Raw genomic sequence first — 22135 nt, 5'->3', positions numbered from 1 at the left:
AAGTGGATTCGACCGATCAATGCGCCGAGGCATAGTTGAGCTGGCGTTGTTCCGCGAGGCGTTCAAAGAATTCGAGTAGCGATGGGTCATCGATGCCGTCGCGGTTCACCACGTCTTCGACACCTGCGCCCTGGAGCACCCGCTTGAGTGGCACCTCGATCTTCTTTCCGGTCCGAGTGTGCGGAATCCCGGCAACGTCGAAGACGTCGTCCGGAACGTGGCGTGGGGATACGCGCTCGCGAATGGCCGAGCTGATCTTGCCGATCAGGACATCGTCGAGGGTATGACCCTCGTGGAGGACGACGAACAGGGGCATCCAGTACGAGCCATCGACCTCTTCGACACCGACGACCAGGGCTTCTGCAATCTCCGGGAGCGCTTCGACGGCGGAGTAGATATCCGAGCTTCCCATCCGGACACCGTTGCGGTTCAGGGTCGAGTCCGAACGTCCGTGTACTGCGACAGTTCCGTCGTCGTAAATGGTGGCCCAGTCACCTTGCCGCCAGACGCCGGGGTAGGTGTCGAAGTATGCGTCGTGGTACTTCGTCCCGTCGGGGTCGTTCCACAGCGCGACGGGCATATTCGGAAGGGGCCTGGTTACAACGAGGTCACCCACAGTCCCTCGCACCGGATTACCGTGTATATCCCATGTTTCGACAGCGACACCGAGGCATCGCCCGGAGATCCGTCCGACGCGGACCGGGCGAGTTGGAACGGCACCGACGAGGGCTCCGGCGATGTCGGTGCCACCGCTCATCGACCACAGAGGAATGTCACCGACTTGGTCGTGTGCCCACCGGTACAGGTGCTCGCTCAACGGGGCACCGGTGCTGCCGATTGCACGAAGGCTCGATAGCGGGTGGTCGGTCTTCGGATGTACGTCGGCGTCGGCACACGCCTGGAGGTAACCGGGGCTCGTGCCGAGGAAGGTGGTGCCAGTGTCCGCGACGAGTTCCCACAGCGAGTCCGTGCGAGGGTAGGTCGGGGCGCCGTCGTAGCACACGATCGACGCTCCCGCGAGCAGGACAGCGACCTGCATGTTCCACATCATCCAGCTCGGCGAGGTGTACCAGAGCACTCGGTCGTCCGACGTGAGGTTCCAGTGCAGACCCATCTGTTTGACGGTTTCGACCAGGATGCCGCCGTGGCCGTGCACGAGCCCTTTCGGTCTGCCTGTCGTACCGGAGGAGAACAGCACCCACAGCGGGTGGTCGAAGTCGACGTCGACGAAACCCGAGCGGGGCTCCCGTCCGGAAGTCGCCGCGGTCCAGTCGTGCCACGTCTGCGCCGAGTCGCCGGTTCGAGTACCGACGAGGTCGTGCTCCGGAGAGATACTCTGTACAACAATGACATCCGTGACGGATGGCAGCCCGGCCGCGATCTGCGCGACGGCGTCGATGCGAGAATGCCGACGGCCGGCGTAGGTGTATCCGTCAGCAGCGATCATGACCTTCGGTGAAAGTTGCGCGAACCGGTCGATGACAGCATCCGGTGCATAGTCTTGCCCGACCGATGCCCAGGTTGCTCCGAGTGTCGCCGCGGCCAGGAAAGCGATGACGGATTCGGCGGTGTTGGGTAGGTACCCCACAACCACGTCGTTACTGCCGACTCCGAGCGCCTCGAGTTCGGCCGCCAGTACCAGCACCCGCTCACGCAGTTCCGACCTGGTCAGTGTCCGGACACCGCCCGACTCCCCGGCAGCCACGATTGCGACGGCATCCGGATCTCCCCTGTCGAGCAAGGCCCGCGCAAAGTTGACTCGAGCACCCGGGAACCAGCGCGCCCCGGGCATTTGCTCATCGACAAGTACTGCGTCGTAGCCACTCTCACTATCGAGACCGAAGAACTCCCACACCGAGGACCAGAACGCCTCGAGGTCGGTGACGGACCACTGCCAGAGCTCCTCGTAGTCTTCGACCTCGACGCCCCGGGCGCCGCGAACGTACTCGATGAACCGCGTCAGGGTGGTGTCGGCGCGATCGGTTGAGTCGGGGCTCCACAGGATTCCACCTGATGAATCAGTGGGCTGCATGGGTGTCCTTTCCAGATGAGGTCGTTTCATCGTTGTGTCCTGTGGGTACTACGAGCCGACGGTCGCCGCAGCTACAAGTTCTTCGATCAGTTCGATGGCGGCGGGCCATTCGCCGTATCCCGAAGCGGGATTGAGGTGCCCGACCTCTCCGAGGCTGACCAGTCGGCTACCCCAAGAATCGGCAAGTTGGGCCACGGCCGCGTAACTGGCGAGCGGGTCGTTCGTGCTGGCGGCGACGATGCTCGGGAACGAAAGTGCTCCGCGGGGTATCGGGGTCCAGCCCAATTCCGAGAGAGCTTGGGGGGACAGGTTGCCGGCAGGAAGGGGGGTCTCTAGGTCCGGCGGCGCGGCAAGCAGTGCACCCGCAATGCGATCGGTGTCGGGGTGGCGTTGTGCCCAGTGGGCGGTGATCACCACGCCGGCGCTGTGGGCCACGAGGAGTGCACGCCCAGTTACGGTTGCCAAGGTCTGGTCCAGCGCTGCCAGGCGTTCGCCCAAACTGGGGTTGCTGCCACTGTTCACCGGGACGGTTCGCGTGTCAGCAAACCTGGTGGCAAGGATCGTCTGCCAGTGTTCTTCGACGTGTCCCCGAAGTCCGGGCACGATCACGATGGTCAGGTCGTTCGCAGTAGTCACGTTGCGTTTCCTGTCCGGTTGGCGGCTGTGTTCTGAGTTGTTTCGTTTAGCTGCTGCAATCCTGTTGCGTAGTAGCGCTTTCCGATGACCAGTGCGACGGAGGCAAGTACGGATGCAACGGGAACGATCTGCAGCGCCGCGTTAAGGCCCAGCCGATCAGCCAACATGCCGACAACTACGGGTGCTGGAGCCAGACCGATCAGATTATTGGAGAGCGTTACCGTTCCGATGGCGGTCGCCCTGATCGATGCATGGGTGAGGTTCGCGACCATGGCGCCCGCAGGTCCGGCGATCCCCGCGGCGAAGAACGCCCCGAACCCCAGGAAGATCAACTGCAGCACGCCGGGTGTGAGAGTGAATGCGGTGAGAAGGAGAATCGCAGAAGCCAGGCAGAACGCGATCGAGGACGTCCACCTCTTGCTGTGATCGAGGCGGCTCACCCTGTCGGTGACCATCCCGCAGCCGGCCATGCCAATGCCGATGACCAGCACGAAGACAGCTGCGAGCAGAGCTGCCTTGTCCGGGGCGAGATCGTAGTATCGATTGACGTAGCTCGGCAACCAGGTCAACAATGCACCGGCGACGAACATTTGCAGGCCACTACCGATGTATGCGGCGATAACCGAGACGCCTTTGAACAGACTCGAGAGCGGAACCCGGACATCACCTGCATCATTTGGTGTTTGCGCGCCATCGTCTGGATGCTGGTACAGGGCGAGGCACCGTTCATTCACGACTGATCGAAAGACGACTACGAGGACCAGCCCAACAATGGCCATGACTCCGAAAGTCCAGCGCCATCCGAAGTTGACGGCAATCACACCACCGAGCGACACGCCCGCGACAGATCCGAACATGGCACCGGACATGAACGTTCCTGTCAGCGCAGCCCGCCGGTCGGGTGCGAACAAGCCCAGGATGACGGCAGCACCGATGCCGCCGTAAGCAGCTTCACCGACCCCGACGAAGAACCGTCCGACCAGCATTTGGCTGTAGCTGCCTGCAAACGCGCAGAACAACGTGGCAACACTCCACAGCAGTGCCGACCCAACCAGCAATCGGACACGGCCCCATCGGTCAGCAGCAACCGACAACGGGAAGATCAGTACACCGACCATCAATGCGACGATGCCGGTGAGGGAACCGAGGTGCGTGTCGGATAGACCCCAGTCCGCCTTGATCATCGGGAACACGGCGCTGATGACCTGCCGCGACATGTAGTCCGACAGCATCAGGGCGAAGATCAGTATGAAGACGGCCAAAGGGTAGAGCTTGGACAATTTGGGCGGCGGAGCCAGATCGTCCGCTGCCTCGAAATCTACGGTTGGAAGGCCCATAACTGGTTCTCCTCAATGTTTGGACCGTCTGGATATCGGAGCTGATCAGGGCTTTGGTGATGAGGGATCTGGTCGTCGCTCGAAGGGCGCGACGACATCAGTTGTCCGGGGCACTTGCGTGAACGACCCCGGGCGGCGCGAGTGGTGCTCGCGCCGCCCGGGAGTGCCCGAGTCGGTCAGGCGTGTCCGGAGTCGGTCAGGCGTGTCCGGTGAAGCCGAGCTGGCCGGGACGGCGGTTCGGCGCGTAGCCGAGCTTGGCAAGCGTCTCGTCGGCGTCGCGGTAAGCCTCGCCGATCTTGTAGATTTCGCGGGCTTCCTTACCCGTAGCCACCTCTCGGCCCAGTTCGTTCGCGATCCGCACCAACTGTTTAACCTGGTCGACCGAGGTCATCTTCTCGCCCTTGCGTCCCCACAGGGTGTCCTCGTTGCCGCAGCGGGTGTGCAGGCCCATCGCGATTCCCATCGCGTTGACCGGCAACACGCTGCGCATGAGAGTCTCGAGGGTGAGGATCGCCCCGTCCGGGACCCGCTGGACGAAATTCGTGATGTTGTACGGGTTCGGGCCTTCCTGTCCGCCGCCGATGGCCACCCAGGTCAGGTTCAGCGGACCGGTGTAGACGCCGCGACGAATCAGTCGCTCCACCGTTTCCAACTGCGCGAGCGAACCGAGCTGGAACTGCGGCTGGATCCCCGCAGCCTGCAGGCGACGCAGGTGTTCCTCGACCCATTCCGGGCCTGCCGGCACCGTCATCTCCCGGTACGCCGCCGCCAGCTCGGGACGCTCCATCGAGGTGCCCGCGAGGTCGTCCGCGGTCATCAGCTCCATGAGATTCATCTGGCTGGTGTTGATCGCGATCGTCACCTGGTCGGGCTTCGGATCGAGCTCGGCGAGCATATGCCGGGTGTCGTCCGACAGCCACTTCGCGTCAGAGCTGTCGCCTTCCGGCGAGAACGAGATCGATCCACCGACCTGCAGGATCATGTCCGGTACGGCCTCGCGGAGTCCGGCGAGGAGTTCGTTGAACTTCGACAGCCGCTTAGAGCCCTTGCCGTCGAGCTCGCGGACGTGGATGTGCAGCACCGTGGCGCCGGCCTCGTAGCAGTCCACCGCCTTCTGGACGTGCTCCTCCATCGTCAGCGGCAGATCCTCACGGAAGTCGTCCGGCTCCCACTCCGGACCGTAGGGCGCCACCGTGATGACCAGCTTCTCCTGGGTCTCCGGGAACAACGAATCGTCATGGAAATGCATTGCGTAACTCCGTTTCTCGATATCGGGCGTGATGTGTGGGTGCTAGCTCAGAAGGGGCGATCGCCGACGATCCCGGCGCGCTCCATCTTTCGGACCGCCGGCCAGTAGTCCTGTACGGCGTAGTGCTGGGTCGACCTGTTGTCCCAGATGGCGACACTGTTCTTCGTCCACCGCCAGCGCACCTGGTACTCCGGGATCGAGGCTTGGCTGATCAAGTAGCGCAACAGGTCTCCGGCGCCGGGGGCGTAGTCGATCCCACAGCGCACGTTCTCGGGAGTGTGAAAATTGGTGAAGTGGGTGGCGAAGCAATTGACGAACAGGACCTTCTCGCCCGTCTCCGGGTGAGTGCGGACCACGGGATGCTCAGCGTCGGGGAACCGTTCCTTGAGTTCGAGTCGCTGCTCGATCGGCATACGGGCACCGAAGGTCGCCTCGATGCTGTGGCGCGCACGCAGTCCGGCGATCTGCTCCTTGATACGTTCGGGGAGGCGCTCGTAGGCGAGCGCCATGTTCACCCAGATCGTGTCGCCACCGACCTCCGGGCCGTCGACGCAGCGGAGCACGCATCCCATCGGCGGGTTGTCGCGCCAGGTCGCGTCGCAGTGGTAGGCGTTCTCGTAGTGCTCCGGGGGACTGTCGAGGTCCTTGTAGATCCGGACCAGACCTGCGTGTTCGGGGTCGCTGCCGACTACCGGATGGTCCTCGAGCGAGCCGAACCGTTGGGCCAATGCGACGTGCTCGGCCTGGCTCATGTCCTGGTCGCGGAAGAAGAGCACTTTGTGCTTCAGCAATAGCGACTTCAGTTCGGCGAACAGATCGTCGTCGCGGGAGACCGCAGCAAGGTCGACTCCGTGGAGTTCGGCGCCGATGCTGCAGGTCAACGGCCGCGCGTCCATCGGGGTTGCGGTCGCCGCTCGGCTGGGCGCGAATTCAACGGTGGTCATGACGCTCTCCTGTGCAAGCTGGAAGTAGTGAGTGACGTGGGAATGATGGGTGGCAGGACCGTCGCCGCGCTCGCGGCGCGCGCCGACTACGTTGCGAAGCAGGGTGTTCGGGTTCAGAAGGAGAACACCGACGAGCCGATGGTCTTGCCCGCTTCGAGGTCGCGGTGCGCCTGCTCGGCTTCTTTGAGCGCGTAGTGCTGGTTGATCTCGATCTTGATCCGGCCGGCCGCGACGTGCCCGAACAGCTCATTGGCAAGATCGGCACGTTCGGCCGGTTCGGCGATGTAGTCCGCGAGAGCCGGACGCGTGAGGAAAAGAGATCCCTTCAGCGCCAACTTCATCGGGTCGACGGGAGGTAACGGGCCGGAGGCAGTCCCGAACGCCACGAGAAGCCCCCGGCGTGCGAGGGAATCCAGTGAGGCCTCGAACGTCGAAGCCCCGATGCTGTCGTAGACAACGGGGACCCCAGCCCCGTCAGTCAGCTCGCGCACCCGCTCCGCCACGTCCTCACGGGTGTACACGATCACGTGGTCACATCCGTGCGCACGGGCGACATCGGCCTTCCGATCGCTGGATACCGTGCCGATTACGTTGACACCCAGCAACTTTGCCCACTGACAGAAGATGAGGCCGACACCTCCGGCGGCGGCGTGCAGCAGCACCGTGTCCCCCGCCCGCAATGGGTGTATCCGACGCAACAGGTAGGAGGTCGTCAGTCCGCGCATCGTCATCGCAGCAGCGGTCTCGAACTCGATGCCGTCCGGTAGGGAGATCAGATGCTCCGCGGGCATGACCCGATCGGTGCTATAGGCGCCGAGCGGGCTACCCGTGTACGTGACGCGGTCCCCCTCCCGGAATCGGGTCACCCCGGGGCCGACCGCTTCGATGACACCCGCCGCTTCGACACCCATCCCGGCCGGAAGCGGCGCGGGGTACAAACCGGTGCGGAAGTACGTGTCGGCGAAGTTCAAACCGACCGCCTCGTGACGGATCCGCACCTCCCCATGGCCCGGATCGCCTACCTCCACGGTCTCCCACTTCAGAACCTCGGGTCCGCCGGTCTCGTAGAAGCGAATCGCATTCGCCATTGTCCTGACTCCTCACTCATTGACGCATCCCGAGGGGCGCCCCTACCTGCGGGTCGGCATTCACATTCCCTCGAACAAACATTTGCCTCGCAAGCAAACATGTGATGCAGATGACATAAAGCTATCGGCAAGCTCGGCGTCACGCATACCCTTATGTGGCATTCGACTTACCATTTGGAGGCACCTCTTGGACACCCGTCCGCTCGCGCGTAACGCGGCGCTTCACGGCTACATCGAACTCGGAGAGTCGTTGGGGATCGATTCGATCAAGCTCCTGCGCGCCGCCGGACTCGACCCGGCGGGGATGGATGTCCAAGACCGGTGGGTGCCTGCCGCGGCCATCTCTCACGTGCTCGAGGCGTCGGCCGCGGCCGCCCGGCGGGAGGATTTCGCACTTCTCCTTGCGCAACACCGCCGGTTCTCCAACCTCGGCCCGCTCAGCGTGAGCATCAGGGAGGCCCCGGATGCACGGAGCGCCTTCGAAACTCTCGTCCGCTACCAGCACATGTACAACGAGGCTCTACATGTCCGCCTGTCCGAGCGACGAGATCTGACGACAATCATCGTCGACTACGACACGAAGACCGATGCGGGAACCCGGCAAGCCCTCGAACTGGCGACAACGGTGGGCTATCAACTGCTACGAACGATCCTCGGAGATGCGTGGCGCCCCGTCGCGGTCTGCTTCCAGCATGGACCGCCCAGCGATACCAGCACTCACCGAAAGATCTTCGATTCAGACGTCCGGTTCAATCAACACTTCACTGGAATAGTTTCCACCACAAGCGATCTAAGGAAACCGAACCGTATGTCGGATCCAATGCTGCGGTCATACGCGCGCGCACTGCTCGAATCCGTCGAGACCGCCGACCCGCCAACCGTCCTGACACGAGTCCGTGAACTCATCGAACTCCTGCTCCCCACGGGACGATGCTCTCTCGACCAGGTGTCACGCAGCCTCGGCGTCCACCGAAAGACCGTGCACCGCCATCTCGCCCAATCAGGCGAGACATTTACCTCTGTGCTCAACTCGACCAGAGTCGAACTCGCTGAACGCCTGGTCGCAGACAATCGCTACTCGCTGACCGAGATCTCCGAGATGCTCGCCTTCTCCACCCCCAACGGTTTCTCCCGCTGGTTCCGAGAACACTTCGGCGTCAGCGCCCGCGCCTGGAGGATTACCGTGCGGCAGGGGACAGAACCCGCCTCGCAATGATCCTTAGGACCGGCGATGCGGCCGGCATCAGAAGGCGCAGGCGCGCGTGGGGGCAAGGGTCGACGCCGACAGGCACGGCACACGAAAGACCTGATGCAGCCAGTCTCCTCGTGACTGGCGATTCGCGGCCTCGACGTTCGGTGGGTGCCCAGGTTTCGAGACCGACGCACGGCAGCGCCGGCACCCCCGCAGACGGGGTGCCGGCGCTGCCGTCTCTGCGGACCAGGAGCTGTTGCTGGTCAGGGCTTCCCGGTGAACACTGGATCCTCCTGGGACCGACGTGATCGGACCCAGAAGGAGGCCAGGCCGTCCACGATCTCGTCGGTCACGGACTCGTCGAACACGACGATGCGGTCCGCGATGCGCCACTGCCCGTCGCGCCGCTCGAAGCGGTCGACGTAGCGGCACTTGATGGTTGCGCGCGACTGCGGGCCGCCCGGCACGGCCGGGGCCTGCCGCAGGTAGCACAGGCAGTACGACTCCACATTCGCCGTGTCGCCGTCGAGGTCGATCAGCACGTTGGTGATGTAGTGCAGCGACGAATCGATCGTGGCGTGCCGGGACTTCATGTCCTCGATCAGGCCGTCCACGGTGCCGACGTAGCCACCGTGGTTGTCGATCGCGTCGGGGAAGTAGCAGTCGGCCACGCGGTCGAAGTCCTTGCGGTCCACCGCCCGTGCGTAGCGGTAGAGGACTTCGGTGATCTCCTGCTTGTCGTGCAAAGACATTGGCATCTCCTGTCGAACGAACGGGCCCTGCCGGTGACGCCACCGGCAGGGCCCGACCGAGCTGTACTAGTCGAGTACTAGTCGGCGCGGAGCTCGATGCCCTTGGTCTCCTTGACGAAGAACACCGCACCGAGGGTGAGCAGCGCGCAGAACACGAAGTAGCCGGCCGGCGCGAGTCTGTTACCGGTGATGTCGATCAGCCACGTCGCGATGAACGGCGCCGTGCCACCGAGGGCCATGTTGGTGATGTTGTTGCCCAGGGCGAGACCGCTGTAGCGGACCGACGCCTTGAGCATCTCGACGTACGTCACGTACGACGCACCGTTGACCACCGACACCGCGATGAACAGCACCGACTGGCCGAGGACCGCCTGCCAGATGCTCCCGCCCGCCATCAGCATGAACATCGGGACACCCAGCACCACGGCGGCGATACTGCCGACGAACAGCACCGGCTTGCGGCCGTAGCGGTCGGCCAGGTAGCCCGCGATCGGCAGCGTGATGACACCGAGGACCAGCGCCAGGGACGTGGACAGGAACGCGACCGTAGAGGACTGCCCACCGGCCTTCTGCAGGTAGGTCGCCGCGTACACCGAGGCGATGTAGTAACCGCCGGTGATGAGCGCACCGAGGAAGATGATCTTCACGAGCGCACCGCCGGAGCTGGTGAGCAGCTCCTTGACCGGGACCTTCGCGGTCTCGCCCTTGTCCTCGAGCTCCTTGAACTGCGGGGTGTCCTCCATGTGGTTCCGGATCCAGATGCCGACCACACCGATCACAACACTGAGCAGGAACGGAATTCGCCACGCCCACGACATGATCTGGTCGTGCGAGAACACCGAGGTGAGACCGAGCGCGATCAGCGACGCGATGAGCGAACCGAGGTAGGTGCCCGAGTTGACCATCGAGGTCTGCAAGGCGCGCCACTTCGCCGGAGCGGACTCGGACACAAACGCGTTGGCACCGCCCAGTTCACCGCCGGCCGCGAAGCCCTGGAGGCAGCGAGCCAGCACCAGGATCGCCGTCGCCCACACGCCGAGCGTGACGTAGGTCGGCATCAGCCCCATCGCCGCGGTCGCGACGACCATCAGCAGGATCGTCCAGGAGAGGGCGTTCTTGCGGCCGTACTTGTCGCCGATGTGGCCGAAGAAGATGCCACCCGGCACGCGCAGGAAGAAGGCGACGGCGAACGTCGCGAACGTACCGAGCAGCGCGGCGGTGTCGTTCTCCGAGACGAAGAACAGCGACGCGATGATCGTGGCCATGTAGCCGTAGATACCGAAGTCGTAGTACTCGACGACGGTCCCGACGATGGCGGCCCGAACCACCTTGACGGTGGACTGCTTCTGCTCGGCCGGCACGGGAGCCGATCCGCGGGCGGGCTCGGAGTTACGAACCGCAGGCTCCACAGTGTCGTTTATTGGCATGGGTGGTCCTTTGTCAGTGTCTGGCACGCAACACGCTCGGTGCTGCGGTTGTTATTGCCGTTGATGTCGTCAACTCGCCGCGTGCGGTGCGTGCAGCGTTGATTCCGGCGATTCGGCCCATCGTGAGGGCGTTCGCCACGGCGTTGCCGCCGCCAACGTATCGGAGGCCGAGGATTCCGGCTCCGGCTTCTCCGGCCGCGAACAGTCCGTCGATCGGACGACCGGTCCGGTCCAATGCGGACGCGTTGCTGTCGATCTCGACGCCCGCGTGCGTGCATACGAGTTCGGCAGGCAGCAAACGCGCGGCATAGAACGGACCCTGATCGATCGGATCCGGGTCGGCGGTGGAGCCCTTGTTCGCCATCGTGCGGTGACGCAGGAAGTCGTCGTCCACGCCGTTCGGGAGCTGCGCATTCCATCGCGCGACGGCCGCATCTAGAGCATCGGCCGGCACGCCCATCTTCCGGGCGAGTTCCGCGACGGAATCGGCTCGGAGCGTCCGTCCGGAATCGGCCTCTTCGAGAATCCGACCGGAATCCCAATCGGCATATCCGGCAGGAAGATTCAGGCGAGCCCTGTCGTCGAACACGACCCAGGCGCCCCCCTCCTGTGCGTCGATGATCCCGGTCGAGACCGCGTACGACGCGTCCTCGTCCATGAACCGCCGACCCTGGCCGTTGACGTAGATCCGCGACTTGGGCGGGAAGCCCGACTGCCAGTGGTGGTACCGCTGGAAGTAAACCGTCGGCAGCATCAGGCCCCAGCCCGCACCGGTGACGGCCGCGCCGACCTGCTCGCCGAAGGTCAGGTGATCACCCTGGCTGCCCGGGGCGGCCACGACGAACAGGGAGTCCCCGCCCCTGTTCGCGAACGGGTACAGCTGGTCGACCAGGCCCTTGTTCCGCGCGAACCCACCGCTCGCGATCACGACCGCCGACGCTCGGACCTCGATGTCGTCGGCGACGACACCGACCGCCCGGCCGTCCTCGACGACCAGCGACTGCACACGAGTGTTCATGACGACCTCGACGCCGCGCGCTCGGCGCGCCTTGTCGAGCGCCTGGACCAGCCCGTAGCCCTGGTCCTTCGGCACGTGGCCGCGCCAGACGTCCTCGACGCCAGCCTGACACAGGCCCGGCATGTGCGCGTTGGCCGATTCCCGAGCGGGGATCTCCACGCCCAGGCTGATGAGCCAGTCGAGCGTCGGCCCGGTGTTCTCGCAGAACGCCCGAACCAGGCCCGGCTTGAGCATCCAGTGGTTGAGGTCCATGTAGTGCTGGAAGAACTTCTCGGCGGAGTCCTCGATGCCGAGACCGCGCTGCACGCTGGTCCCGGCCGCGGTGAACAGACCCGCCGACAGTTGCGTCGAGCCGCCCAGTTCGGTCTGCGACTCGAACAGCAGCACCGACGCGCCCCGCTCCGCCGCGGATACCGCGGCCGCGAGTCCCGCTCCGCCCCCGCCGATGACGACGACGTCCCAGTTGTCTTCACTCATGAGAGGACACCCCCCGTTTCACCGATGATGCGGTGGTACAGCCCGTTGGACACCAGGCCACCATCCACCGTCACCTCACTGCCGGTCATGTATGTGGACCGGTCCGACAGCAGGAACAGCACCGCGTTCGTGATCTCGTCGACGGTGCCCATGCGTCCGGCCGGAATGCTGTCCAGTGAGGCCTTGATGAAGGCATCCGCTCCCCCGACGAGAGCGGTGCCGACCAGTCCGGGATGCACGGAGTTCACCCGGATGCCCCATGTCGCGAACTGTCCCGCCGCCGACTTGGACAGCCCGGTCAGGCCCCACTTGCTCGACGCGTACGCCGGCGAGAAGTACCCAACCTGTCCGGAGATCGACGAGATGTTCACGATCGATCCGCCGCCGCTCCCCCTCATTAATGGAGCGGCGGCCTTGATCCCGTAGAACGGTCCGAACAGGTTGATCCGCATGGTCAGCTCCCAGACGTCGTCCGGGGTGTCCATGAACTCGCGTCGACGGCTGATACCGGCGTTGTTGACCAGACCGCCGAGTTCTCCTTTGGTGGAACGGATCTCGTCGATCACGCGGGTCCACGCGGCAGAGTCCGCGACGTCGAGTTCGTGCGCCGACGCACTGCCACCGGCGGCCTCGATCTCGGCGAGCACCGCGGAGGTGTCCGCGATGTCGGCCAGACACACGTGCACACCGCGCTCGGCGAGCGCCTTGGCGTGGTTGGCTCCCATGCCGGCGGCAGCGCCGGTGACGAGCACGACGCCCGGGTAGGCGATGGACTCAGACATGGCGCGAACCACCGTCGACAGCGATGGAGTGCCCGGTGACGTAGCGGGCGCTGTCCGAGAGCAGGAACAGCAGCGGGCCGAAGACCTCTTCCGGCGAGCCGAGGCGGTGCAGCGGTACGACGTTCAGTGCGTGCTCGAGCGCGGCAGGGTCCTCGCGGACCCAGCGGGTCATCTCGGTGTCGACGTAGCCGGGGGCGATCGCGTTGACGCGAATTCCCTTGTCTCCGAGCTCGACCGCGAGCGACTCGGTGAGGTGCGCGACAGCGGCCTTGGACGTGCAGTACGCGCCGCGACCTCGTCGGACGCGCAGCGCCGACACCGACGACATGTTCACGATCGCGCTGCCCGGGGCCATGTGCCGCGCCGCCGCCTGCGAACCGAACAGCACGCCCTCGACGTTGACGTCGAGCACGGCGGCGATCTGCTCCGGGGAGATCTCCTCGACCAGGGCGAACGGGAAGATGCCCGCGTTGTTGATCCAGAAGTCGATGCGGCCGAACTCCTTGCGCGCCGTCTGCGCGAGGGCCTCGTGCTCGTCGGCCTTGGTCACGTCGACGCGGGCACCGACCACGCGGCCCGGCGCCTCGGCGAGCGAGTTCGCGGCGAGTGCGTCGCCTATCTCCTGCGCGGTCGCGGCCATCTGCTCTCCATTGATGTCGGCACCCACGACGTTCACGCCGCGGGTCGCGAGGCCGGCGGCGAAGACCGCGCCCATGCCGCGGGCGGCGCCGGTGACGACGGCGACCTTGCCGGCCATCTCCGGGTAGAGCGCCGTCATCTGCGATGCATCGGTGCGGCCCGGATTCTGGGTGTCAGCGGTGTCGGTCATGATCGGGTTTTTCCTCCAAAAGTAATGTTCTGCATAAGATTTGAGGTTCTCGTTTGTCGAGGCCTCGCGGGGACGAGATGGTCAGGCCGGTCGGCTCTGATCGTCCCGGTGGACGGCCCGGCGCGCGATGCGCCATTGCTCGTTCTCTCGCACCACGCGGTCGGTGACGGTCGTGAACCGCACGAGGCGGGACTCGCCGCCGATCCGTGTCGCGACGATCTGCAGGTAGGCGCGGACCTCGAGTTCGTCCTCGCCAGTGTGGTCGACGACGATGTTGGTGAGCACGTGCCGGTGCGCCTCCCCCGCCACGGACGCGTTCGTGAAGAACCCGTTCGCGAACTCGGTGAGCGCGACCGTCCCCACGACTGGCTCCGGATAGCTGGGCGAGTGGAACTCGCCCTCTGCCGTGAAGGTGGCCGCCCACGCCGCGGCCGAGCCTTCGTCGATGAGGTGGCTCTGACGGCCGTACAGCTGGTGGATCTCCACCAATGTCGCCGCACCGATGTCGGCAGCGCCGTTGATACCGGTCCCGGTCATGAAACGAACTCCTCGGTCACTCTCCGGTGCACCCCGATCGGGATTGCACCGCCTCGTCATGTGTGCGATAATCGAACGCATAGTGCGATTATGGTGAATAGTAAGTGGCTCGCCTCACACACGTCAAGGGAGGGATGCATGACATCGGTCCGATCCGATGAGAAAACGAGCGAAACCCCTGGAAATACCAGCGGTATCCAACTCGATTCACGAATGTCGAAAACGCTGCACAATGGGCTCGAAATCCTCGAGTTGCTGACGCAGCACAAGTACGGGCTGACGATCACCGAGATCGCGGCCGGAGTCGGCGTGCATCGGACCGTCGCGGACCGTCTCGTACGCACCCTCGAGGCGCACCGCCTGTGCCGACGCACCGAGAACAAGCGCATCCTGCTGGGCTCAGGGCTTGTCTCGCTCGCGGGTTCGGTGGAGCAGGATCTGCGCGAACTCGCGCGGCCGGTACTCGAGGAACTCGCGGACTCGGTCGAGGCGACTACGCACCTCGCGGTCCGGGAGGGCGAGGACGCGGTCCGCGCCATGATGGTCATCGAGCCGCGGAACTCGCGCGTTCACGTCGGCTTCCAGCCGGGTCAGGTCGATCCGATCAACCGTGGGTCGGCGGGGCTGGCGATGCTCGCGGCCCTACCGCCGCGCGAAGGGGAACGCCCCGAGGTCACTCGCGCGCGCGAGCGCGGGTTCGCGGTGACGTCCGGGGAGGTGACTCACTCGGTCACGGGTATCTCGGCCGCGGTGCCGAACCGGCGCCCCACAGACCTCGTCAGCATCGGTGTCTCGGTGTTCGGCTCGTCGGACGAGCAGAAGCTGGGCGAGGCCGTCATGAGTGCGGCCCGGCGACTGGGAGCGCTACTCCTCCGCTGACCGGCGCGGTGCGGGTCAGCGAGAATTCCTGGCCCGCACCGCGAGACCGGCACCGAAGCACCTGGTGGCGATGGCCCCACGATCGAGCCCGTATCTCGGGGACGTGACGAGTCTCCTCGAGGTCCCCCAGAACGCCTTCAGGCCCTTCGCCTAGCAGTCGTCGCCAAATTCCGTCGTACTGAGCGCCTGATCGTGATCTTTTCACTGGTATTCGTGAGCGCCATTGCCGCACTATTCCCGTGCGACGCCCTGATGGGAAGATTCAGTGTCAAGTCAGATTTGAACGTCACCGCAAATTCGTAAAACTTTCGAATATCGGCTATTGCCACCATCGGGGTGTTTCTGTATGGGTTCTCAATGGTCGCATAATCGGCAGACAAAGAACCGATCGTGGATATACCGCTGCAATGCGGCCAGCATTTAATAATCGGATGACATCTCACTCTTTCCGGGCTCACCGATCCGAAACGGTCTTCCTTTTGGCGGCCTGCTCGGCAATATTCAGGGCGGCAAGATAACCGAATACCATGGCCGGACCGATCGTCGCGCCCGGGCCGGCGTAGGTGTGCCCCATCACCGGAGCGCTGGTGTTCCCGGCGGCATATAGACCCGGGATAACTGTGCCATCCGGACGGAGCGCGCGCGCCGCGGGGTCGGTTTTGACCCCACCCTTGGTACCGAGGTCGCCCGGTACCATTTTCGCCGCATAGAATGGCCCCTTCGCCAAGGCGCCCAGGCTGGGATTCGGCTTGTTGGTGATATCACCGTAATAGTGGTCGTACTCGCTCTCACCCCGGTGAAAGTCCTCGTCGAGACCTGAGCGCGCAAAACCGTTGAACCGGTCCACCGTGGCGGTCAGCCGATCGACCGGCACGCCGAGCTTGTCCGCCAACCCGCTCACGGTGGCTGCCTTGACCAGCACTCCGCTCTTGAACCAGCTGGCCGGCAACGGAGCCCCGCCCGTCACCGAAATGAACATGTAGCGGCTGCGGTAGGTCTGATCGAAGATCAACCACGCTGGGATGTTCTCGCCCGGCCCCTCCCCCTGGCCGAATTCACCGCCGTACATCCTGTGCACGGCTTCCACGTAAGGCAACGACTCATTCATGAATCGCTCGCCACGATCATTGACCATGATGCTTCCCGGCAGCGACCGCTCCGACAGCGCGAACCACGGGCCCTTGGGAAGTGGGATCGTTGGGCCCCACCAGGCGTCGTCCATGAAATCGACTGCGGCGCCGATCTTCAGTGCGGCATTGATGCCGTCGCCGGTATTGGTCGGGGCCCCGGTGGTCCAGTCGGACCCGATCGGCGCCCGCTGGTACTTCTGGCGCATTTCGGCATTGTTCTCGAATCCGCCGCACGCCAGCACAACTCCGTGCTCGGCATGCCAAACGCTCGTTCGACCATCGATCTCCACCTCGACACCGACGACACGACCGTCCTCGATGACCAGATCCCGCAACGTCACGCCGAGTTTCACCGGCACGCCTGCGTTACGAACGCCCACCATCAGCCGACCCATCAACGATGCCCCGAACCCGAGCAATCGCTGCCGCCGTATCTTGGCGAGCAGGTACCTGCCGGCTACCCGGGCCGCCTTGACCGGTCCGCGCCAGTGCCGCAATCCGGTACTCAACCAGCGGTAGTCGGACTGTTTTATCACGATGTTCAATGGGTTCTTGCTGTACGGCGGGTGCAGCGTGGCCAAATCGGCACCCAGCTTTCGCCCGTCGAACGGTTTGGGTTCGCAGGACCGGCCCGATGCCTGGCCGCCGGACGCTTCGGGATAGTAGTCCGAATAGTTCTCGACCCATTCCAGCTGCAATGGAGCATGCTGCATCAGGAATTCCAGGGCCTCGGGACCACGATCGATATATCGATCGATCAACGCCTCGTCCACACACGGTCCCACAATGGTGCGGACATATCTGCGTGCCGCCTCCAGGTCGTCGGCCGGTGCCTGCCGACGGAGTACGGAGTTACCCGGAATCCATACCCCGCCGCCGGATCTCGAGGACGATCCACCCCAATACTGTGACTTTTCAATGATGACGGTTCGGAGGCCGCTCTTCGCCGCGGTGATCGCCGCGCTCATACCGGCGGCACCGGACCCTACAACGATTACGTCGAATGCATTTCCGTCACTCGATCCAGGTGTGCGCGAACTGCTCACCGCGGCAGCCTCCCCTAGCTTAAAATTAGAACGTGTTACACCCAATTTCTAGAACACGTTACAGTACGGTCGTGCGCGCTGCCACCCCGTCGCCGACAGGGTTCACCACCGGTCAGTCGAGCCTGACCAAGCTTTCCCACATAGGCTGGATTCGCGCGTTGACACCGTCTATGAACTCGGCAGGAGGGTGTTCGAACTCGGCACCGCAGTCGTCCAGAACAACCAGTTCTGCCGTTCGGTGACGCCACATCCGATCGAGTTACGGCGACGCACCCGGATGGTGGTGCATCTGGCATATCTCGACTGAACGAACGTGGTCTACCTCCGAAATACTTGGACGACCTATAATCTAGTGTCCATGAGTCTCGATCCCCGCACCCATACCATCGACGGTGTGCTGCGCCGCTCGGCGGCGAAGGTCCCCGACCGCACCGCGCTGACCTTCGAAGGTCGGGTACGCACCTACCGCGAACTCGACGCCGCGGTCACCCGCGCCGCCGCGCACCTGCTCGGCCTCGGCCTGGTCGCCGGCGATCGAGTCGCCGCCTACGGCACCAACTCCGACGCCTACGTGATCGGATTCCTGGCCTGCGCCCGCGCCGGGTTGGTCCACGTCCCGGTGAACTACGCCCTCACCGGCGAAGAACTGACCTATCTGGTGTCCCAGTCGGGGGCACGGGCGGTGCTGGTCGATCCCGCCCTCAGCGCGACTCTCGGTTCGGTGCGCGACAACCTCTCCACCGTCGAGCACATCGTGAGATTGCATGACGCCGACGGATCACTACTCGATGTCGCCGACGCGGGCGAGGTGCCGGAGCTGTCACCACAGGCCACCGCAACCGACCTCGCCCAACTCCTTTACACCTCGGGCACCACGTCGAAACCCAAGGGCGCCATGATGACTCACGCCGCCCTCATCTGCGAGTACGTCTCCTCGGTGATCGCGCTCGATCTGACCGCCGATGACAACCCGCTCATCGCGATGCCGCTGTACCACTCGGCCGGCATGCACGTATTCATGCTGCCCTACCTGTCGGTCGGCGCGACCGTGAACCTGATGGCCACACCCGATATCCCCGAAATCCTGCGCCGCGTCGAACAAGACCGGATCGGATCGCTATTCCTCGCACCAACCGTGTGGGTGCCGCTGTCGAATCACCCCGACCTCGACCACCACGACCTATCCTCGCTACACAAAGCCCAATACGGCGCGTCGATCATGCCGGTGACCGTGCTCAACCGGCTCCGCGAACGCTACCCTGACCTCGGCTTCTACAACTGCTTCGGCCAATCCGAGATCGGACCGCTCGCCACGGTCCTACGTCCTGAAGACCACGCCGACCGGCCTTCCTCATGCGGACGCCCGGTGTTCTTCGTCGAAACCCGTGTCATCGACACCGACGGCAACGACGTCGCCGACGGCGAATCCGGAGAAGTCCTCTACCGATCACCGCAGCTCTGTCAGGGCTACTGGAACAACCCCGACGCAACCGCAGAAGCGTTCCGCGACGGCTGGTTCCACTCCGGCGACCTCGTCACCCGCGACCAAGAAGGCTTCATCACCGTCGTCGACCGCATCAAAGACGTCATCAATACCGGCGGCATCCTGGTCGCCTCACGGGAAGTCGAAGACGCCCTCTACACCCACCCCGCAGTCGCCGAGGTTGCCGTCATCGGCACCCCGGACGAAAAATGGATCGAAGCCATCACCGCCGTAGTCGTGCTGCGCGACGGCCTGCAAGTGACCGCCGAAGCATTGACCGCGCACGTCAAAGAGCGAATCGCGCCGTTCAAGGTTCCCAAGCGGATCCACTTCGTCGACGTACTACCACGCAATCAAAGCGGCAAACTGCTTAAACGTGAACTACGCCAATAGACATGCACGGCCTAGGTGTACTGACCACGGACGTTGGTGACGGCGTGGCTGGGAGAACGTATAGGTCCTTCCGCCGCGCGTTATCGAATCCGGTGCTCGCAGCCAGCCCGTTGAGCGCCCACTGGGCGAGATCGACCATGAATCCATTGCGGGTGCGGTAGGCCTGGACCGGGGGCGCGTATGCGGACCCACAGCGACGGCCCCGTACGCACGCGATGTCACCGGCCGGAGCCTGTCCGCGACAGGATACTCACAACGGTGACCGCGGCATCCAGTCCGATACTGCCGCCACCGTTCTCCTGGATCGCGTATCTCGCATTGTCGACCTGCCGGTCGTCGCACTCACCGCGCAGCTGTGCGGTCAGCTCGAAGATCTGACCGAGTCCGGTCGCCGCGATCGGGTGGCCTTTGGATTCGAGTCCGCCCGACGGGTTGACCGGGATCCGGCCTCCGATCGACGTGTCGCCGCGTTCACTCAGGGCGGCTGCTTCACCGAAGCCGCAGAGACCGAGGTTCTCGATCTCGCGGATCTCACCGATCGCGGCCGCGTCGTGCACCTCGGCGACGTCGATATCTTCCGGTCCGATGCCGGCCTGATCGTAGGCACGGCGTGCGGCGAGGTAGGTGGGCTGGTTCTCGACTTCTTCCGCCTGTCGCGGCACTGCGCTCACGAGTACGCATGCCTCGACCTTGACCGCCCGGGAACGATCGAAGCCGTACCGCGCCATCGCTTCTTCCGAGCAGACGATCGCGGCGGCGCCACCGTCGGTGACCGGCGCGCACATGGGAACCGTCAGCGGATACACGACCGGCTTGGCCGCCAGCACATCGTCGATGCTGAACTCTTTGTGGAAGAACGCCCGCGGATTGTGCACCGAGTGCGCATGGTTCTTCGCCGACACGGCCGCGATCTGGCGTTGTGTGACGCCGTATTCCCGCATGTGACGGCGAGCGTAGGCGGCATAGACGTCCATGAAACGGCTACGCGCGTCCGGGCTTTCGCTACCGGGCGGGACGTCGACCCCGGCGCCGTAAGCTATCAGCTCGGCGTAGTTCTCGTCCGCGGTCTCGATCTCCCAGCCGCTGTCGAAGATCGCGAGTTGGCGTTGTTTGTCGCCGACGTTCATCTTCTCGGCCCCCACTGCGAGGGCGACGTCGCCGGAACCGCTGCGCACGAAGTTGATCGCTTCCCACAGCGCGGTCGAGCCGCTGGCACAGGCATTTTCGACCGTGAGGATGGGTATCTCCTCGAATCCCATGGCACGCAATGCGATCGGGCCCGGAATGAAGATCTGATTCTCCAGGTAACCCATCACCGTATTGGCGAAAAAGGCCGCATCCACGGCCGACTTGCCGCACCCGGCGTCGGTGAGTGCATCGGTGACGGCCCGCTGAGCGAGGTCCTTCACTCCCCACTCGGGGAACCTTCCGAACGGCGTCATCCCGACACCGACGATATATATATCCACCTGTCCTCCAGGGCATCTCGGCCGCTCGCGCCGAACACGCGCGGGCGGGCCGTCTCTGATCAGTACCTGCGCTCGAAGAAGTTGGTTTTCCCGCCCGTTCGCTCGAACGAATAGGGCGCGACCCACTCGATGCGAGGGCTGATCTTCAGCGTGGACCGCATGTGGCTTTCGATCTCGCCCGCCAGCGCCGGCAGTTGCTCCGGCGAGACGTGCTCGTCGTACTCGACTCGCAGCACCAGCGGCGGGACGACCCGCGGCGGCGGGTTGTCGAGCACGATCCGGAATTCGCCGGTCACCTGCGGTGCGAAGCCCGTGATCACACCGTCGATGGCCGCCGGATAAACCATGACGCCCTTGACCTTGAGCATGTCGTCGGCGCGGCCGACGACTTTGAACCGGAACCCTGACATCCCGCAGGGGCACGGTTCGGTGAACACCTGGACGATATCGCCGAAGGTCTCCCGCATCCATAACATTCCCTCGGCCTCCAGGCTGGTCTGCACCGCCAAGCCCTTCGCGCCGTGCTCGAACGGGATCGGTTCACGGGTGTCCGGATCGACCAGTTCGAAGATCATCTTGTCGTCGGCGACATGATGCATGCCCTGGTACTCCGCATGGCCACACGAAATGCCGTAGCCGCCGCCATGGTCGTACAACGTTGCACCGTACGAACTTTCGATGCGGTTACGAACTTCGGCGATGCCGGCTCCTGGTTCGCCGGCGCACAGGATGGTCTTGATGCCGAGGTCGCTGACGGGCATGCCGATCAGATCGGGCGCCTTCTCGATGAGATGCTCGACCAACGAGGGGGTCGCGAACAAGGCGGTGGCCTGAAACTGCTTGGCGAACCGCAGAATTCGCTCCGATCCGCCTTCGGCGCCCACTGGCAGCATGCAGACGCCGCTGTTCTGCATGCGCTGAACATACGGCACACCGGCCAGCCACATACTGAGCCCGAAGGCATGGACCACCCGGTCACCGCGCCGCAGTCCGGCCCGCCAGAGAATGCGCGCGAAAACCTCGGCGTTGATCTCGTTGTCGCGTTCGGTGTGCGGGTAGGGCGTCGGCTCTCCGGTGGTACCGGAGGTGGCGGCCATCAGCACGACGTCGTCCACCGGTACCGCGATCGATTGATCGACGGCGCGAATCACATCGCCGTCGCAGTCCAGTACCAGCTGGCGCCGCTGAGCTTTGTCCATGATCGGCATCCGACGACTGAAATCCTCGAGGCTTTTCAGGTCCTGCGGCCGCGCGTCGGCGGTATCCATCCGCTCTCGCCAAAACGGTTTACTGTCGTACAGACGCGTGAGCAACTGCTGGAGCTTGCCCCACTGCACGTCTTTGATTTCCGGAGTATTGAGCAGTGGCTCGATCTCCATGTCCCAGTATTCGCGACCGGCATCCATTGTCTGTCTTCTTACCTTTCGCTCGGCCC

General features: G+C 64.3%; 18 protein-coding genes. 3 read left to right on the top strand and 15 right to left on the bottom strand.

Annotated elements, in window-relative coordinates; all coding sequences use genetic code 11:
* Positions 1-16 precede the first annotated feature (16 nt).
* The 6 genes from LKE06_RS16985 to LKE06_RS16960 form a co-directional block, all read right to left on the bottom strand.
* Positions 17-2062, bottom strand: coding sequence for an acetoacetate--CoA ligase (locus LKE06_RS16985; RefSeq protein WP_228000117.1), 2046 nt, complete (start codon positions 2060-2062; stop codon positions 17-19).
* Positions 2063-2080: 18 nt separating this feature from the next.
* Positions 2081-2668 (bottom strand): RBBP9/YdeN family alpha/beta hydrolase, encoded by a 588-nt coding sequence (locus LKE06_RS16980; RefSeq protein WP_228000115.1) that lies wholly within the window; start codon positions 2666-2668, stop codon positions 2081-2083.
* On the bottom strand, positions 2665-4005 hold the full coding sequence (locus LKE06_RS16975) for an MFS transporter (protein ID WP_228000113.1): 1341 nt from the start codon (positions 4003-4005) through the stop codon (positions 2665-2667). Before LKE06_RS16975 ends, LKE06_RS16980 begins: the two co-directional genes overlap by 4 nt.
* Before the next feature lie 196 nt (positions 4006-4201).
* The gene (locus tag LKE06_RS16970) at positions 4202-5254 is read right to left on the bottom strand and encodes a beta-keto acid cleavage family enzyme (protein WP_228000111.1); all 1053 of its coding nucleotides are present in this window, start codon (positions 5252-5254) and stop codon (positions 4202-4204) included.
* Between the two features lie 47 nt (positions 5255-5301).
* The gene (locus tag LKE06_RS16965; RefSeq protein WP_228000110.1) at positions 5302-6198 is read right to left on the bottom strand and encodes a TauD/TfdA dioxygenase family protein; all 897 of its coding nucleotides are present in this window, start codon (positions 6196-6198) and stop codon (positions 5302-5304) included.
* A gap of 113 nt (positions 6199-6311) precedes the next feature.
* Positions 6312-7286 carry a quinone oxidoreductase family protein gene (locus LKE06_RS16960; RefSeq protein ID WP_228000108.1) on the bottom strand — a complete coding sequence of 325 codons (975 nt, stop codon included), beginning with the start codon at positions 7284-7286 and terminating at the stop codon, positions 6312-6314.
* A gap of 187 nt (positions 7287-7473) precedes the next feature.
* Between LKE06_RS16960 and LKE06_RS16955 the strand changes: the two genes are divergently transcribed.
* Positions 7474-8502 carry an AraC family transcriptional regulator gene (locus LKE06_RS16955; RefSeq protein ID WP_228000107.1) on the top strand — a complete coding sequence of 343 codons (1029 nt, stop codon included), beginning with the start codon at positions 7474-7476 and terminating at the stop codon, positions 8500-8502.
* A gap of 239 nt (positions 8503-8741) precedes the next feature.
* On the opposite strand, the gene LKE06_RS16950 is transcribed toward LKE06_RS16955, so the two are convergent.
* The 6 genes from LKE06_RS16950 to LKE06_RS16925 form a co-directional block, all read right to left on the bottom strand.
* On the bottom strand, positions 8742-9230 hold the full coding sequence (locus tag LKE06_RS16950) for a nuclear transport factor 2 family protein (protein WP_228000106.1): 489 nt from the start codon (positions 9228-9230) through the stop codon (positions 8742-8744).
* Between the two features lie 77 nt (positions 9231-9307).
* Positions 9308-10657: an MFS transporter gene (locus LKE06_RS16945; RefSeq protein WP_228000105.1), complete on the bottom strand. Its 1350-nt coding sequence runs from the start codon at positions 10655-10657 to the stop codon at positions 9308-9310.
* Between the two features lie 13 nt (positions 10658-10670).
* A complete protein-coding gene (locus LKE06_RS16940; protein ID WP_228000104.1) occupies positions 10671-12152 on the bottom strand; it encodes an FAD-dependent oxidoreductase in 1482 nt (493 codons plus the stop codon).
* The gene (locus LKE06_RS16935) at positions 12149-12934 is read right to left on the bottom strand and encodes an SDR family NAD(P)-dependent oxidoreductase (RefSeq protein WP_228000102.1); all 786 of its coding nucleotides are present in this window, start codon (positions 12932-12934) and stop codon (positions 12149-12151) included. Before LKE06_RS16935 ends, LKE06_RS16940 begins: the two co-directional genes overlap by 4 nt.
* On the bottom strand, positions 12927-13763 hold the full coding sequence (locus LKE06_RS16930) for an SDR family NAD(P)-dependent oxidoreductase (RefSeq protein ID WP_228000100.1): 837 nt from the start codon (positions 13761-13763) through the stop codon (positions 12927-12929). Before LKE06_RS16930 ends, LKE06_RS16935 begins: the two co-directional genes overlap by 8 nt.
* An 81-nt stretch (positions 13764-13844) precedes the next feature.
* Positions 13845-14300, bottom strand: coding sequence for a nuclear transport factor 2 family protein (locus LKE06_RS16925; protein ID WP_228000098.1), 456 nt, complete (start codon positions 14298-14300; stop codon positions 13845-13847).
* 138 nt (positions 14301-14438) lie between these two features.
* Between LKE06_RS16925 and LKE06_RS16920 the strand changes: the two genes are divergently transcribed.
* The gene (locus LKE06_RS16920; protein WP_228000096.1) at positions 14439-15179 is read left to right on the top strand and encodes an IclR family transcriptional regulator; all 741 of its coding nucleotides are present in this window, start codon (positions 14439-14441) and stop codon (positions 15177-15179) included.
* Between the two features lie 454 nt (positions 15180-15633).
* Here the strand turns inward: LKE06_RS16920 and kstD are convergent, their stop codons facing one another.
* Positions 15634-17355 carry a 3-oxosteroid 1-dehydrogenase gene (gene kstD, locus LKE06_RS16915; protein ID WP_228000094.1) on the bottom strand — a complete coding sequence of 574 codons (1722 nt, stop codon included), beginning with the start codon at positions 17353-17355 and terminating at the stop codon, positions 15634-15636.
* Positions 17356-17713: 358 nt separating this feature from the next.
* Between kstD and LKE06_RS16910 the strand changes: the two genes are divergently transcribed.
* On the top strand, positions 17714-19231 hold the full coding sequence (locus tag LKE06_RS16910) for an acyl-CoA synthetase (RefSeq protein ID WP_228000092.1): 1518 nt from the start codon (positions 17714-17716) through the stop codon (positions 19229-19231).
* 218 nt (positions 19232-19449) lie between these two features.
* Here the strand turns inward: LKE06_RS16910 and LKE06_RS16905 are convergent, their stop codons facing one another.
* Both LKE06_RS16905 and LKE06_RS16900 read right to left on the bottom strand, forming a co-directional pair.
* Positions 19450-20700 carry a thiolase family protein gene (locus LKE06_RS16905; protein ID WP_228000091.1) on the bottom strand — a complete coding sequence of 417 codons (1251 nt, stop codon included), beginning with the start codon at positions 20698-20700 and terminating at the stop codon, positions 19450-19452.
* Between the two features lie 59 nt (positions 20701-20759).
* Positions 20760-22106, bottom strand: coding sequence for a phenylacetate--CoA ligase family protein (locus LKE06_RS16900; RefSeq protein ID WP_228000089.1), 1347 nt, complete (start codon positions 22104-22106; stop codon positions 20760-20762).
* Positions 22107-22135: the final 29 nt, after the last annotated feature.

This window comes from Nocardia australiensis (genome assembly GCF_020733705.1).
Taxonomy (GTDB): domain Bacteria; phylum Actinomycetota; class Actinomycetes; order Mycobacteriales; family Mycobacteriaceae; genus Nocardia; species Nocardia australiensis.
Note: the sequence above shows the minus strand (reverse complement) of the source record. Positions and strands in the feature narration are given on the sequence as shown.

Bases quoted from the DNA above. Each gene is read 5' to 3' on its own strand.
- LKE06_RS16985 (WP_228000117.1), bottom strand. From the start codon at position 2,062: ATGAAACGACCTCATCTGGAAAGGACACCCATGCAGCCCACTGATTCA.
- LKE06_RS16975 (WP_228000113.1), bottom strand. From the start codon at position 4,005: ATGGGCCTTCCAACCGTAGATTTCGAGGCAGCGGACGATCTGGCTCCG.
- LKE06_RS16970 (WP_228000111.1), bottom strand. From the start codon at position 5,254: ATGCATTTCCATGACGATTCGTTGTTCCCGGAGACCCAGGAGAAGCTG.
- LKE06_RS16965 (WP_228000110.1), bottom strand. From the start codon at position 6,198: ATGACCACCGTTGAATTCGCGCCCAGCCGAGCGGCGACCGCAACCCCG.
- LKE06_RS16960 (WP_228000108.1), bottom strand. From the start codon at position 7,286: ATGGCGAATGCGATTCGCTTCTACGAGACCGGCGGACCCGAGGTTCTG.
- LKE06_RS16950 (WP_228000106.1), bottom strand. From the start codon at position 9,230: ATGTCTTTGCACGACAAGCAGGAGATCACCGAAGTCCTCTACCGCTAC.
- LKE06_RS16945 (WP_228000105.1), bottom strand. From the start codon at position 10,657: ATGCCAATAAACGACACTGTGGAGCCTGCGGTTCGTAACTCCGAGCCC.
- LKE06_RS16940 (WP_228000104.1), bottom strand. From the start codon at position 12,152: ATGAGTGAAGACAACTGGGACGTCGTCGTCATCGGCGGGGGCGGAGCG.
- LKE06_RS16935 (WP_228000102.1), bottom strand. From the start codon at position 12,934: ATGTCTGAGTCCATCGCCTACCCGGGCGTCGTGCTCGTCACCGGCGCT.
- LKE06_RS16930 (WP_228000100.1), bottom strand. From the start codon at position 13,763: ATGACCGACACCGCTGACACCCAGAATCCGGGCCGCACCGATGCATCG.
- LKE06_RS16925 (WP_228000098.1), bottom strand. From the start codon at position 14,300: ATGACCGGGACCGGTATCAACGGCGCTGCCGACATCGGTGCGGCGACA.
- LKE06_RS16920 (WP_228000096.1), top strand. From the start codon at position 14,439: ATGACATCGGTCCGATCCGATGAGAAAACGAGCGAAACCCCTGGAAAT.
- LKE06_RS16910 (WP_228000092.1), top strand. From the start codon at position 17,714: ATGAGTCTCGATCCCCGCACCCATACCATCGACGGTGTGCTGCGCCGC.
- LKE06_RS16900 (WP_228000089.1), bottom strand. From the start codon at position 22,106: ATGGATGCCGGTCGCGAATACTGGGACATGGAGATCGAGCCACTGCTC.